Origin of the sequence: Sphaerotilus uruguayifluvii (assembly GCF_013294065.1) — a bacterium.
Taxonomy (GTDB): Bacteria; Pseudomonadota; Gammaproteobacteria; order Burkholderiales; family Burkholderiaceae_C; genus Sphaerotilus; species Sphaerotilus uruguayifluvii.
In genome coordinates this window covers 101,533-114,838 of record NZ_JABSNM010000002.1, presented here as the reverse complement: position 1 = coordinate 114,838, position 13,306 = coordinate 101,533, and the positions used below count along the sequence as shown (strand labels likewise).

At 72.4% G+C, this 13,306-nt stretch carries 11 protein-coding genes; 4 read left to right on the top strand and 7 right to left on the bottom strand.

The features are described from left to right. Window position 1 precedes the first annotated feature (1 nt). Complete coding sequence (locus HNQ01_RS02835; RefSeq protein ID WP_173803822.1) at window positions 2–985, top strand: SMP-30/gluconolactonase/LRE family protein; 984 nt, start codon at window positions 2–4, stop codon at window positions 983–985. 5 nt (window positions 986–990) lie between these two features. Here the strand turns inward: HNQ01_RS02835 and HNQ01_RS02830 are convergent, their stop codons facing one another. From HNQ01_RS02830 to kdgD, 6 genes are all read right to left on the bottom strand, one after another. Continuing rightward, a complete protein-coding gene (locus HNQ01_RS02830) occupies window positions 991–1,950 on the bottom strand; it encodes a 2-hydroxyacid dehydrogenase (RefSeq protein WP_173803821.1) in 960 nt (319 codons plus the stop codon). Beyond that, window positions 1,947–2,957, bottom strand: a complete 1,011-nt coding sequence (locus HNQ01_RS02825) for a Bug family tripartite tricarboxylate transporter substrate binding protein (protein WP_173803820.1) — start codon at window positions 2,955–2,957, stop codon at window positions 1,947–1,949. The genes HNQ01_RS02830 and HNQ01_RS02825 overlap by 4 nt, the downstream gene beginning before the upstream one ends. Before the next feature lie 99 nt (window positions 2,958–3,056). Further along, on the bottom strand, window positions 3,057–4,556 hold the full coding sequence (locus HNQ01_RS02820) for an aldehyde dehydrogenase (NADP(+)) (RefSeq protein ID WP_173803819.1): 1,500 nt from the start codon (window positions 4,554–4,556) through the stop codon (window positions 3,057–3,059). Between the two features lie 25 nt (window positions 4,557–4,581). Beyond that, entirely contained in the window at window positions 4,582–5,934 is a 1,353-nt protein-coding gene (gene gudD, locus HNQ01_RS02815; protein ID WP_173803818.1) for a glucarate dehydratase, read from the bottom strand. Between the two features lie 31 nt (window positions 5,935–5,965). After that, window positions 5,966–6,934 carry a Bug family tripartite tricarboxylate transporter substrate binding protein gene (locus HNQ01_RS02810; RefSeq protein ID WP_173803817.1) on the bottom strand — a complete coding sequence of 323 codons (969 nt, stop codon included), beginning with the start codon at window positions 6,932–6,934 and terminating at the stop codon, window positions 5,966–5,968. 64 nt (window positions 6,935–6,998) lie between these two features. Beyond that, on the bottom strand, window positions 6,999–7,910 hold the full coding sequence (kdgD, locus tag HNQ01_RS02805; RefSeq protein WP_173803816.1) for a 5-dehydro-4-deoxyglucarate dehydratase: 912 nt from the start codon (window positions 7,908–7,910) through the stop codon (window positions 6,999–7,001). A 210-nt stretch (window positions 7,911–8,120) separates the two neighbouring features. Between kdgD and garD the strand changes: the two genes are divergently transcribed. Together garD and HNQ01_RS02795 are read left to right on the top strand one after the other, a co-directional pair. After that, window positions 8,121–9,713 carry a galactarate dehydratase gene (gene garD, locus HNQ01_RS02800; protein ID WP_286180425.1) on the top strand — a complete coding sequence of 531 codons (1,593 nt, stop codon included), beginning with the start codon at window positions 8,121–8,123 and terminating at the stop codon, window positions 9,711–9,713. A gap of 142 nt (window positions 9,714–9,855) precedes the next feature. Further along, on the top strand, window positions 9,856–10,836 hold the full coding sequence (locus tag HNQ01_RS02795) for a helix-turn-helix domain-containing protein (protein WP_173803815.1): 981 nt from the start codon (window positions 9,856–9,858) through the stop codon (window positions 10,834–10,836). Window positions 10,837–10,866: 30 nt separating this feature from the next. Here the strand turns inward: HNQ01_RS02795 and HNQ01_RS02790 are convergent, their stop codons facing one another. Further along, window positions 10,867–11,859, bottom strand: coding sequence for a Bug family tripartite tricarboxylate transporter substrate binding protein (locus HNQ01_RS02790; protein WP_173803814.1), 993 nt, complete (start codon window positions 11,857–11,859; stop codon window positions 10,867–10,869). 274 nt (window positions 11,860–12,133) lie between these two features. On the opposite strand from HNQ01_RS02790, the gene HNQ01_RS02785 reads away from it, so the two are divergent. After that, complete coding sequence (locus HNQ01_RS02785; RefSeq protein WP_173803813.1) at window positions 12,134–13,306, top strand: amine dehydrogenase large subunit; 1,173 nt, start codon at window positions 12,134–12,136, stop codon at window positions 13,304–13,306.

Below are 13,306 nucleotides of genomic sequence, written 5' to 3'. Positions count from 1 at the left end.
GATGCCGGTTCCCGAGCCGATCGACCGCCTCGGTCCCCTGGCGCTGCGCTGCCCCGATCCGGCGGTCGAGGTGCTGCATCCCGACTTCCTGAAGCTGCGGCTGTTCAGCGCCTCGGTCGAGCGCCTGGCCGGCGGCCTGCGCTGGGCCGAGGGGCCGGTCTGGTTCGGCGACGGCCGCTTCCTGCTGCTCTCCGACATCCCGAACGACCGCATCCTGCGCTGGGACGACTGCTCGGGCCAGGTCAGCGTGTTCCGCCAGCCCTCGAACCACGCCAACGGTCACGCCCGCGATGCGCAGGGGCGGCTGCTGAGCTGCGAGCACCTGACGCGCCGCGTCACCCGCACCGAGCACGACGGCCGCATCACCGTGCTGGCCGATCGCTTCGACGGCGCGCGGCTGAACTCGCCCAACGACATCACCGGCTGCCGGCGCGACGGCGCGGTCTGGTTCACCGACCCGGACTTCGGCATCGGCGGCCACTGGGAGGGCGAGCCGGCCGCGCCGGAGCGCCCTCACGGCGTCTACCGGATCGACGCTGCGGGCCGCCTCGACTGCGTGATCGACGACCTGGCCGGACCGAACGGCCTGGCCTTCTCGCCGGACGAGTCGGTGCTCTATGTCATCGAGAGCCGCGCCGCGCCGCACCGCCGCCTCTGGGCCTGGGACCATGCCGGCGACGGCCGGCTGTCGAACAAGCGCCTGATCGTCGATGCCGACGGCCCCGGCGCGCTCGACGGCATGGCGGTCGACGTGGCGGGCCACCTCTGGTGCGGCTTCGGCAGCAACGGCGCGCCGGGCGCCGATCCGTACGGGCTCGACGGCGTGCGCGTCTTTTCGCCCGAGGGTCGCCCGATCGGCCACATCCACCTGCCCGAGCGCTGCGCCAACCTGTGCTTCGGCGGCGCGAAGGGCAACCGGCTGTTCATGGCCGCGAGCCATTCGCTCTACGCGCTGCACGTCAACACCACCGGTGCGGTGCGCTGACGGCTTCAGGTCGCGGCGAAGCGCACCCGCCCGTCGCGGAAGAAGCCCTCGAGGTTGTCGATCACCCGCTGGCCCATCGCCTGGCGGGTCTCGCGGGTGGCGCTGGCGACGTGCGGGGTCAGCACGACGTTGTCGAGCCCGCGCAGCGTCTCGGGCACGCGCGGCTCGTCGGCGAACACGTCCAGCCCCGCGCCGGCGATGCGTCCGGCCTGCAGCGCCTCGACCAGCGCCGCCTCGTCGACCACGCTGCCGCGCGCGACGTTCACCAGGAAGCCCTCGGGCCCGAGCGCGTCGAGCACCGCGCGGTCGATCAGGTGCCGGGTGGCCGCGCCGCCGGCGGTGATCACCACCAGCACGTCGGCCCAGGCGGCCAGCGCGTGCAGTGAGGGCTCGTGCGGCCAGGCCGCGCCCTCGACCGGACGGCGGCTGTGGTAGCGCACCGCCATGTCGAAGCCGCTCGCGCGCCGCGCGATGGTCTGGCCGATGCGCCCGAAGCCGACCAGCCCCAGCCGGGCGCCGCTGACCCGCCGCGACAGCCCGAAGGGCCTGGCCGGCCAGTCGCCGCGCCGCACGAAGCGGTCGGCCGCGCTGAGCCGGCGCATCGTGTCGAGCAGCAGCGCGAAGGCGTGGTCGGCCACGCAGTCGTCGAGCACGCCCGGCGTGTGGCCGACCTGCACCCCGCGCGCGGCCGCCGCCGCCAGATCGATGCGGTCCAGCCCGACGCCGAAGCTCGACACCACCTGCAGGCGCGGCAGCTGCGCCAGCCGCGCCGCGTCCAGCCCCATGACCGCCGAGGTGACATAGCCCACGAAGTCGGTGCCGTGCGCGGCCAGGAAGGCCGACGGATCGGCCTGGTCGCTCAGGCGCTGCACCGCGTAGCGCTCGGCCAGCGCCTGCTCCAGCGCCGGCAGCAGCGGGCCGGCCTGCAGCAGCCGGGGGCGGCTCTCCTGCCCGGGCGCCGTCATTCGGGCTTCACCCCGCCCTGCGCGACCACCTGGGCCCAGCGCCGGCGTTCCTGCTCGAAGAAGCTGCCCAGCTCGGCCGGCGCCATCGTGCGCACCTCGGCGCCCTGCGCGACCAGACGCTCGCGCACCTCGGGCGAGCGGATGATGCGGGTCAGCTCGGCCGAGAGCTTCTGCACCACCGCCGGCGGCGTGGCGGCGGGCATCATCACGCCCTGCCAGGTGCCGGACTCGAAGCCCTTGACGCCCTGCTCGGCGATGGTGGGCACCTGCGCGAGCAGCGGCACCCGGCTGGCCCTGGACACGCCCAGCACCTTGAGCTTGCCCGACTGCACCTGCGGCAGCGTCGCCAGCATGCCGTTCATCAGGATCTGCGTCTGGCCGGCGAGGGTGTCGCTGATCGCCTGCGAGCCGCCCTTGTACGGGATGTAGTTCCACTGCGCGCCGGTGGCCTTCTCGACCGCGACGCCGGCCAGGTGCGGTGCGCTGCCGATCGCGGTGACCGCGAAGTTCAGCTTCTCGCGCTTGGACAGCGCCACCAGCTCGGCCAGGTTGTTCGCCGGCACCGACGGATGCACCACCAGCAGGTGCGGCGAATAGGCCAGCATGCCGACGCCACGCAGGTCGCGGCTCGGGTCGAAGGGCAGCTTCGGGTAGACCGAGGGCGAGATCGCCAGCGCGCCGACATCGCACAGCAGCAGCGTGTGGCCATCCGTGGCCTTGGCCACCGCGTCGGCGCCGGTGTTGCCGTTGGCGCCGGCGCGGTTGTCGACGACCACCGTCTGGCCCAGCGCCTGCGACAGCGGCTGCGCGATGGCGCGGGCGATGATGTCGGAGGAGCCGCCCGGCGGATAGGGCACGACGATGCGGATCGGCTTGTCGGGCCAGGCCGCGGCCTTCTGCGCCAGCGCTGCGCCCGCCGGCGCCAGGGCCGCGGCCAGGCCGCCCACGGCCAGCGCCAGGGTGCGGGTACCGACGGCACGACGGGACAGGGGACGTGTTCGGATCATGCGGGTCTCCTCCAGCAAAGATGAACGGGAAAGAAAAGAGCCCGGTCGCTCTGCGTCGATCCGGGCTCTCGGGAAAGGTCGTTCAGCGGGTTTGAACGTTCAAACCGGCCGGCCTTGACGCTCGCTCAGCCAGGCCGGCGCGTCCTGCAGGCACACCGGGCGCAGGAAGCGCGCGAGCGCCGCATCGCCCACCGAGGTGCTCTCGGGGCGGGTGCTGCTCGGCCACGGGCCGCCGTGCTGCTGCGCAGCCGTTACCGCCACGCCGGTGGGCACGCCCGCGAAGAGCACCCGCCCGGCGATCGCCATCGCGCCGCGCACCAGGGCGCGCGAGCGGTCGCCGTCCTGCTCCACGCCCCACAGCGTCACCGTCAGGCTGCCGCCCACGGCCTGCAGCACCTGCAGCGCTTGGCTCAAGGACGCCGCGCGCACGATCAGGCTGCTCGGGCCGAAGACCTCTTCCCGCAGCGCCGCGCGGGCGATGAACTCGGTGGCGCTGACCTGGGCCAGCACCGGACGCGGCGGCTGGCCGGCTTGCGCCCTCTCGCGCAGCAGCAGCTCGGCGCCGGCCTCTTCCCAGTGGGCCACGCCGGCCTCGAAGGCACCGCGCATCGAGCGGGTCAGCATCGCGTGCGGCTGCTGGCCGCCCAGCGCCTCGCGCAGCTGGGCGACGAAGCGGTCGTTCACGGCCTTGGTGGCCACGCCCGGCTGCAGCTCGTCGATCAGCACGATCAGGCCGGGGTTGGTGCAGAACTGGCCGCAGCCCAGCGCGATCGAGCCCGCCAGCGTGGTGGCCAGCGCCGCGCCGTCGGTGGCGAGCCGGTCCGGCAGCGCGATCACCGGGTTGACCGAGCCCAGCTCGCCGAAGAAGGGAATCGGGCGCGGGCGGCTGGCGGCCTCGGCGGCCAGTGCCGCACCGCCCTGGGTCGAGCCGGTGAAGGCGCCGGCGGCGATCGCCGGGTGGCGGATCAGCCGCACGCCGATGTCGCGCCCGCCGCCCTGCACCAGGCCGATCAGGCCGGCCGGCAGACCCAGCGTGGCCAGCGCGCCCTGCACCAGACCGAAGACGCGGCCGGAGAGCTGCAGGTGCCCGGTGTGCGCCTTGACGACGACGGGGCAGCCGGCGGCCAGCGCCGAGGCGGTGTCGCCGCCCAGCACCGAGAAGGCGAAGGGGAAGTTGGAGGCCGAGAACATCGCCACCGGGCCCAGCGGCACCGACCAGCGCTGCATCGCCGGGTGGCCGGCCGGGGGGGCGCCGGCCACCGCCGGATCGTCGACGAAGGCGAAGGGCTCGCCCTGCTGGGCCAGATCGGCGAAGCGGCGCAGCTGGAAGGCGGTGCGGTCGAGCTCGCCGTTCAGGCGCACCGGGCCGAGCGCGGTCTCCTGGTCGGCCAGCGCGACCAGGGCCTCGCGGTCGGCCTCGAGGGCCGAGGCCAGCGCGCGCAGCAGCGCGGCGCGCTCGGCGCCGGGGGCGGCCTGCCACAGGGGGAAGGCGGCGGCCGCGGCCTCGCAGGCGGCGTCGAGCTGCTCGGGCGAGGTCGCCGGCAGTTCGGCCAGCAGTGCGCCGGTGCGGGCGCAGAAGGAGGAAAGCAGGGTCGTCATCATGGGTCCTTGGGGAATCCGGAGATCAGCGCACCAGGCAGGGCCGCTTGTTGTCGAAGGTCCAGCCCGGGATCAGGTACTGCATCGCCATGGCGTCGTCGCGGGCGCCCAGGCCGTGCTGCAGGTAGAGCTGATGCGCCTTCTCGACCTCGACCATGTCGAGCTCGACGCCCAGGCCCGGCTTCTTCGGCACCTGGACATGGCCGCCGACGATCTGCAGCGGCTCCTTCGTCAGGCGCTGGCCGTCCTGCCAGATCCAGTGGGTGTCGATGGCGGTGACCTTGCCCGGGGCGGCGGCGCCGACATGGGTGAACATCGCCAGGCTGACGTCGAAGTGGTTGTTGGAGTGGCTGCCCCAGGTCAGGCCCCAGTCGCGGCAGGTCTGCGCGACGCGCACCGAGCCGGCCATCGTCCAGAAATGCGGATCGGCCAGCGGGATGTCGACCGACTGCAGGCTCAGTGCGTGGGTGAACTGGCGCCAGTCGGTGGCCACCATGTTGGTGGCCGTGGGCAGGCCGGTGGCGCGGCGGAACTCGGCCATCACCTCGCGGCCGGAGAAGCCGCCCTCGGCGCCGCAGGGATCTTCGGCATAGGCGACCACGCCGCGCATGCGCTGGCCCAGACGGATGGCGTCCTTGAGCAGCCAGCCGCCGTTGGGGTCGAGCGTGACGCGCGCCTCGGGGAAGCGCTCGTGGATCGCGGTGACGGCGTCGACCTCGGCGTCGCCGGCCAGCACGCCGCCCTTGAGCTTGAAGTCGTTGAAGCCGTACCTGGCGCGGGTGGCCTCGGCCAGGCGCACGATGGCCTCCGGGGTCATCGCCGCCTCGTGGCGCAGGCGGAACCAGTCGTTGTCGGCGTCGGGCTCGCTGGCGTAGGGCAGATCGGTCTTGTTGCGGTCGCCCACGAAGAACAGGTAGCCCAGCATCTCGACCGCGTCGCGCTGGCGGCCCTCGCCCAGCAGGTCGCACACCGGCAGGTCGAGGTGCTGGCCGAGCAGGTCGAGCATCGCCGACTCGACCGCCGTCACCGCATGGATGGTGGTGCGCAGGTCGAAGGTCTGCAGGCCGCGCCCGCCCGAGTCGCGGTCGGCGAAGGCCTGCTGCACCTCGCGCAGCACCCGCAGGTGGTCGCCCACCGCCTGGCCGACGACCAGCGCCCGCGCATCCTCCAGCGTCTGGCGGATCTTCTCGCCGCCGGGCACCTCGCCGACGCCGGTCCGGCCCGCGCTGTCGGTCAGGATCAGCAGGTTGCGGGTGAAGAAGGGGGCGTGCGCGCCGCTCAGGTTCAGCAGCATGCCGTCGCGGCCGGCGACGGGCACGACGCGCAGCGAGGCGATGCGCGGCAGCGCGGACAGGCCGGAGGTCGAGGTGGGGATCATCGTGAGGCGAGGAGTGGAAGTCGAGGAGGAATCAGTCGGCCGTGATCTTGCGGGTCTCGATCAGCTGCTTCCAGCGGGCGCTCTCGCGCTGCTGGAAGGCGGCGAACTGCTCCGGCGTGTTGGCGACGATCTCGAAGCCCAGTGCGGTGAACTGCTGGCGGATCTTGGGGTCGTTGAGCGCCGCGACCAGGCCCTCGTGCATCCTGGCGCGGATGTCGGCCGGCAGGCCCTTCGGGGCCGAGACCGCCTGCCAGGACTGCACGTCGGCGCCCTTGACGCCCGACTCGACCAGCGTCGGCACGTTGGGCAGCACCGGCGAGCGCTTCTCGCCGGTGATCGCCAGCACCTTGAGCTTGCCGGCGTTGATGTGGCTGAGCACCGAGTTGATGTTCATGAAGCCGGCATCCACCTGGCCGCCGAGCAGGTCGGAGATGGCCGGGCCGCCCCCCTTGTAGGGCACATGCGTGCCGCTGGTGCCGGTCTGCAGCCAGAACAGCTCGGCCGTCAGGTGGTCGGACGAACCGTTGCCCGAGGAGGCGAAGGTCATCTTGTCCGGATGCGCCTTCAGGAAGGTCAGCACGTCGGCAAGCGACTTGTGCGGCGAGTTGGCCGGCACCACCAGCACGTTGGGCGCCTGCACCAGCACCGAGATGTGGTCGAAGTCCTTGGTGGCGTCGTAGGGCACGCCCTTCATCAGGTGCGGCGCGATCACCAGCGGGCCCAGCGAGGTCACCAGGAAGGTGTAGCCATCCGGCGCGGCGCGCTTGACCTGCGCCGCACCGATCGTGCCGGTCGCCCCGGCCCGGTTGTCGACCATGAAGGTCTGGCTGAAGCGCTCCTGCAGCTTGGTGCCGAGCGTGCGCGCCACCATGTCGGAGGCGCCGCCCGGAGGGAAGGGCACCAGCAGCGTGACCGGCTTGGCGGGCCAGGCCTGGGCCTGGGCAGCGGCGGCCAGCAGCGTCAGGGCGCAGGCCGCAAGGAGCTTCTTCGCGATCTTCATGGTCGGATGTCTCCGGGATTCTCTGGAAAGGGGGACGGGGGCGGGACAGCGCGTGCGGCTCAGCTCACTGGGCGCCGAGCGGGGCCATCAGCGCGCGCAGCTCTTCCACCTCGGCGGGCAGCATGTCCGACAGCGGCGGGCGAACCGGGCCGGCGGCATGGCCGGCGAGGGCCGCACCCGCCTTGACGATCGACACCGCATAGCCCTCGCCCTTGTTGCGCAGCGCGATGTAGGGCAGGAAGAAGTCGCGGATCAGGCGGTCGCAGGTGGCGGTGTCGTTGGCGGCGTGGGCGTTGTAGAACTCCATCGCGGTCTTCGGGATGAAGTTGAAGACGGCCGACGAATAGACCGGGCAGCCCATCGCCTTGTAGGCGCCGGCGAAGACTTCCGCCGTGGGCAGGCCGCCCAGATAGGCGAAGCGCTCGCCCAGGGTCTGGCGGATGGCGACGAACTTCTCGATGTCGCCGATGCCGTCCTTGAAGCCGATCAGGTTCGGGCAGGTCTCGGCCAGCACCAGCAGGCTCTTCGGGGTCAGGCGGCAGGCGCCGCGGTTGTAGACCACCACGCCGAACTTGACGCTGCGGCACACGGCCTGCACGTGGGCGATCAGGCCTTCCTGGCTGGCTTCGGTCAGGTAGTGCGGCAGCAGCAGGATGCCCTGGGCGCCCAGGCGCTCGGCTTCCTGGGCGTACTGGATGGCCACGCGGGTCGGGCCGCCGGCGCCGGCCAGGATGGGGGTGCGGCCGCGGCAGGTGTCCAGCGCCACCTTGATGACGTCGCTGTACTCGCCCGGCTCCAGCGAGAAGAACTCGCCCGTGCCGCCGGCGGCGAACAGCGCCGAGGCGCCGTAGGGCTGCAGCCACTCCAGACGCTCGGCATAGCCCTTGGGCTCGAAGTTCAGCTCGGCGTCGAAGTCGGTCAGCGGGAAGGACAGCAGGCCCGATTCGAGGACAAGCTTGAGCTCTTGAGGCGACATGGTGGTTGGCTCCGTGTGGGGGGTGAGAAGGATCGCTGCCGATCAGCGTTGACAGTCATCGTACAACTGTGTCGAGCAGATCACCTACCAGTGGAAACCCTTAACCCCTAGTAGCGGAGGCGTATTCAGCAGAATCAAGGTCGAACCGATTGCATGTTGTCGTACAACAAGGAACAATTCGGCATTCTCTCCTTGCCCTCCTGCCTGGCCATGAACGACAACGCCGACTCTTCCTCCCGGCCCGCGGCCCGCGCGCCGCTGACGCTGCGCATGCATCCCGACGACAACGTGGCCATCGTCGCCAACGACGGCGGCCTGCCCGCAGGCACCGTGCTGGCCGACGGCCTGGTGCTGCGCGAGGCGGTGCCGCAGGGCCACAAGGTCGCGCTGCGCGATCTGGCCGAGGGCGAGGCGGTGCTGCGCTACCGCGTGCCGATCGGCTACGCGCTGCAGCCGCTGCCCGCCGGCTCCTGGGTGAACGAGCGTCGCCTGCAGATGCCGGCCGCGCGCGAGCTCGAGGGCCTGCCGATGGCCACCGTGCGGCCCGCGCCGGTCGAGCCGCTGGAGGGCTTCACCTTCGAGGGCTACCGCAACGCCGACGGCTCGGTGGGCACGCGCAACCTGCTGGCCATCACCACCACGGTGCAGTGCGTGGCCGGCGTGGTCGACCACGCGGCACGGCGCATCCGCGAGGAGCTGCTGCCGCTCTACCCGAATGTCGACGGCGTTGTCGCGCTGGAGCACGGCTACGGCTGCGGCGTGGCGATCGACGCGCCCGACGCGATCATCCCGATCCGCACGGTGCGCAACCTGGCGCTGAACCCCAACTTCGGCGGCGAGGTGCTGGTGGTCAGCCTGGGCTGCGAGAAGCTGCAGCCCGCGCGGCTGCTGCCGCCGGGCTCCTTCCCGATCCACGACGGGCGCGACCCGCAGTCCGGCCCCGACACCGTCTGCCTGCAGGACGATGCCCATGTCGGCTTCATGTCGATGATCGACGACATCGTCGAGCGGGCGAAGCCGCATCTGGCGCGCCTCGACGCGCGCCGGCGCGAGACGATCCCCGCCAGCGCGCTGGTGGTGGGCGTGCAGTGCGGCGGATCGGACGCCTTCTCGGGCGTGACCGCCAACCCGGCGGTGGGCTTCGCCGCCGACCTGCTGGTGCGCGCTGGCGCCACCGTGATGTTCAGCGAGAACACCGAGGTGCGCGACGCGGTCGAGCAGCTCACCAGTCGCGCGGCCACGCCGGAGGTGGCCGACGCCATCGTGCGCGAGCTGGGCTGGTACGACCGCTACCTGGACCGCGGGCGCGTCGACCGCTCGGCCAACACCACGCCGGGCAACAAGGCCGGCGGCCTGTCCAACATCACCGAGAAGGCGATGGGCTCGATCATCAAGAGCGGCTCGTCGGCCATCTCGCATGTGCTGCCACCGGGCGAGAAGCTGCGCGCCGACCAGCGCGGCCTGGTCTTCGCCGCCACCCCGGCCAGCGACTTCATCTGCGGCACGCTGCAGCTGGCCGCCGGCATGAACCTGCATGTCTTCACCACCGGCCGCGGCACGCCCTACGGCCTGGCGCAGTGCCCGGTCATCAAGGTGGCGACCCGCTCGGACCTGGCGCGGCGCTGGCACGACCTGATGGACGTCAACGCCGGCCGCATCGCCGACGGCGAGCAGACCCTCGAGGAGGCCGGCTGGGCGATGTTCCGCCTGATGCTGGAGGTCGCCAGCGGCAGGAAGACCTGGGCCGAGCACTGGAAGCTGCACAACGCGCTGGTGCTGTTCAATCCGGCGCCGGTGACCTGAGCCGTTCGGGCCGGACCCGATTCACGGCGGAGTGCAGGCGGTGCATGCTGCCGCAGCAGGTTCAGGCGGGTCCGTCGCTTGCTTGCCAGCGGGCCGGACCTTCCTTTCTGCCCTCGAACGCACCGCCACGGTGCCTGCCGCCATGACCGGACCGACCCTCCGCCAGCATCACAGCCATGACATCGACGAGCATGTCGAGCACCTCGACGGCTGGCGGCTGCGCTACGAGCAGCTGGGGCGCGGCTGCTTCGAGGGCCGCTTCGCCGAGGTGCGGCTGGACGGCGTGCAGGTCTTTCGCGAGCACACCAGCCAGCCGGTGCGCCAGCGCGGCACGCTGATGCCGGCCACGCTGGGCTTCGCCTTCGTCGATGCCGAGGGCGAGATCGGCAACGGCGCCTACGACGGCCACCCGATCGGCCCGGAGGAGCTGCTGTGCAGCCATGACGGCGACATCGACCTGCGCACGCCGCCGGACTGCCGCCTCACCGGCATCGTCGTCGACGCGGCCGTGCTGCGCGCGCAGCTCGGCGCGGAGGCCGACGCGGATCTGGCGGCGCTGCCGCCCGGGCGCATCGCACCGATGCAGCCGGTCGGCTCGGCCGGACTGCGGCTGCGGCGCGGCGTGCACCGGGTGCTGGCGGCGGCGCTCGACGCCCGCGACAAGGACGCGCGGCTGCCCGACGCGGCCGACCGCCTCGAGCTGCTCGAAGCGCTGGCCGAAGTGATCCGCTGCGGCCAGGTTCCGGACGAGACGCTGCGCGGCCGCGCCCGTCTGGAGCTGGTCAACCGCACCTGCGCGCTGATGCTCGATCAGCTGCACGCCGCCGACCCGCAGGACGCCCCGACGCTGGAGACGCTGGCCCGACAGGCCGGCACCAGCGCGCGCACGCTGGGCTATGCCTTCCAGTCGGTGCTCGGCCTGTCGCCGATGCAGTACCTGCGCACGCTGCGCTTCAACCTGGTGCGCGGCGAGCTGCGCCGCAGCCGCCAGCGCGACAGCATCTACGACATCGCCACCCGGCACGGCTTCTGGCATTTCGGCCATTTCTCGGTCGACTACCGGCGCCAGTTCGGCGAGCGTCCTTCGGACACGCTGGCGCGGGTCAGGCTGCCGGACGCCTGATTCGCGCCGGCCGGTGGGCACGGCCCTGGCTCACTCCGGCTCGATCTTCGCCGCGCGCACCACCCGGCCCCAGTGCTGGATCTCGTCGGCCAGCAGCTTCGCCTGCTCGGCCTGCTGGCTGGCGCGGGCCTTCACGCCCAGATCGCGCAGACGCTCGACCACCGCCGGCTGCGCCAGCGCCTGGGTGGCGGCGGCGCGCAGGCGCTCGATCGCGGCCGCGGGCGTGCCCGCCGGCGCGGCCAGCGCGTTCCAGCTGTCGACGCTGTAGTCGGCCACGCCCTGCTCCATCACGGTGGGCACCTCGGGCAGGCTGGAGAAGCGCTGCGTTCCGGTCACCGCCAGCAGCCGGATCGTGCCCGCCTTGAGCTGCGGCAGCAGCGGGCTGAGGATCTCGAAGCCGACGTCGATCTCGCCGGTGCGCAGCGCGTTGATCACCGCCGGCGACCCCTTGTAGGGCACCACCACCGCGTCGATGCCGGTGCGGGCCTTGAACAGCTCGGCGCTCAGGTGCTGGGTACTGCCCACCGCGATCGTGCCGATGGTGAGCTTGCCCGGCTGGCTGCGCGCGTGGGCCAGCAGGTCCTTCAGCGTCTTGAAGGGCGAGTTCGCCGGCACCGCCAGCCCGAGCTCGAAGAAGCCCAGCGTGGTGATCGGCAGCAGCTGACGCTGCACGTCGTAGGGCAGCTTGCGCACCAGGTGCACGCTCACCGCGGTGGCGTTGCTCATCAGGAGCAGCGTGTGGCCATCGGGCTGCGCGCCCAGCACCGCCTGGGTGGCGACGATGCCGCCGGCGCCGGGGCGGTTGTCGATCACCACCGGCTGGCCCAGCAGCGGCGCCATCGCCTGCCCGACGGTGCGCGCGGTGATGTCGGCCACGCCCCCGGGCGCGAAGGGCAGGATCAGCGTGACCGGGCGCGAGGGAAAGTCGCTGGCGCGGGCCGGCCACGCCCAGGGCAGGGCGCCGGCCGCGAGCCCGGCGGCCAGCAGCCGGCGGCGGGTCGGGCGTGAGGGAAGGGCGGTCATGCGTGTCTCCATGTCGTCGTGGATGGCGGATGCCGCGATTGTTCCGGCGGGCACGCAGCCGGGCCAGCCATGTCCTGCGCTGTCTGCTATCGCGATCCGGCATGAGCGGCCCGCATCGGTACGGGATCTCCCCGATGCCGTCCATCGCGAATCCTCGCGACGTCGCGCGGCGGCCCGTCCGGGCGGCGCTTGCAAGAACGGGATAACGCCGAGCGGGCGCACTTCCTAGCATCGACTCCGTCGGGCAGCAAGCCCGCCCAGGAGATGACCCATGATGCACATCAGAAGAACCGCGCCCCGGCCCCGCTTCGGCCGGATCGCGGTCGCCGGCCTGCTGGCCGGCCTAGCCGCGGCCGCGCAGGCCGAACTGCCCGTCGAGCACAACCGCATCGAGCCGCTCGCGCCGGCCACGGCTGAGCGCATCTACCTGACCGACCCGGTCATGCCCCACCTGGTCGACGGCCGGGTGGTGGTGATCGACGGCCGGAAGATGAAGCGCCTGGCCGTGATCGGCTCGGGCTTCTCGGCGCTGACCGCGCTCTCGCCCGACCGGCAGTGGCTGTACGTGGCCACGACCTACCACAGCCGGCTGCAGCGCGGCGAGCGCACCGACGTGGTCGAGGTCTACCGCACCGACGACCTGACGTTCTCGCACGAGATCGTCATCCCGCCCAAGCACGCGCAGGGCCTGCCGATCCGCGCGCTGATGCAGCCCAGCGCCGACGGCCGCTTCCTGCTGATCCAGAACGCCACGCCCGCGACCTCGGTCACGGTGGTCGACACCCAGGCCCGCAAGGTGACGGCGGAGATCGCCAATCCGGGCTGCTGGGGCGCGATTCCGTGGCCGGCGGCCGCGCTGCGCTTTTCCAGCATCTGCGGCGACGGCACGGTGCAGACCTTCGATCTGGACGCCAGCGGCGCCAGCGCCGGCGCCAGCCGCAGCGCGCGCTTCTTCGATCCGGACCAGGATCCGGTCTTCATGCAGTACAGCCTGAGCGGCAGCACGATGACCCTGCTCAGCTTCCACGGCACGGTGCACCGCATCACGCTGGACGGCGCGGCCCCCGCCTTCGCGCCGACCTGGAACTTCGTGTCCGACGCCGACCGCAGGCAGGGCTGGCGGCCGGGCGGCTTCCAGCTCTTCGAGGTGATCGGCGACCGGATGGTCGTCGGCATGCACGCCAAGGGCGCCGAGGGCACGCACAAGAATCCGGCCGAGCAGCTCTGGACGATCGACCTGGCCGCGAAGCAGCGGGTGGCGCGCACGCCCGGCTTCGGCACGCTGTCGATGACGCGCACCCGCGAGGCCACGCCGAAGCTGGTGCTGCTCAGCGGCCTGGACAACACGCTGCGGGTGCTCGACCCGGCGCGCCCGGCCTCGATGCGCAAGCCGCTGGCCGTCTCCGAGCCGATGGGCGAGACGCCGGTCTACCTGGAGACGCACTGA

Coding starts and splice junctions, on each gene's coding strand:
- gudD (WP_173803818.1), bottom strand. CDS start 5,934: ATGATCCCCACCTCGACCTCCGGCCTGTCCGCGCTGCCGCGCATCGCC.
- HNQ01_RS02820 (WP_173803819.1), bottom strand. CDS start 4,556: ATGACGACCCTGCTTTCCTCCTTCTGCGCCCGCACCGGCGCACTGCTG.
- HNQ01_RS02835 (WP_173803822.1), top strand. CDS start 2: ATGCCGGTTCCCGAGCCGATCGACCGCCTCGGTCCCCTGGCGCTGCGC.
- HNQ01_RS02795 (WP_173803815.1), top strand. CDS start 9,856: ATGACCGGACCGACCCTCCGCCAGCATCACAGCCATGACATCGACGAG.
- HNQ01_RS02810 (WP_173803817.1), bottom strand. CDS start 6,934: ATGAAGATCGCGAAGAAGCTCCTTGCGGCCTGCGCCCTGACGCTGCTG.
- HNQ01_RS02790 (WP_173803814.1), bottom strand. CDS start 11,859: ATGACCGCCCTTCCCTCACGCCCGACCCGCCGCCGGCTGCTGGCCGCC.
- kdgD (WP_173803816.1), bottom strand. CDS start 7,910: ATGTCGCCTCAAGAGCTCAAGCTTGTCCTCGAATCGGGCCTGCTGTCC.
- HNQ01_RS02830 (WP_173803821.1), bottom strand. CDS start 1,950: ATGACGGCGCCCGGGCAGGAGAGCCGCCCCCGGCTGCTGCAGGCCGGC.
- HNQ01_RS02825 (WP_173803820.1), bottom strand. CDS start 2,957: ATGATCCGAACACGTCCCCTGTCCCGTCGTGCCGTCGGTACCCGCACC.
- garD (WP_286180425.1), top strand. CDS start 8,121: ATGAACGACAACGCCGACTCTTCCTCCCGGCCCGCGGCCCGCGCGCCG.
- HNQ01_RS02785 (WP_173803813.1), top strand. CDS start 12,134: ATGCACATCAGAAGAACCGCGCCCCGGCCCCGCTTCGGCCGGATCGCG.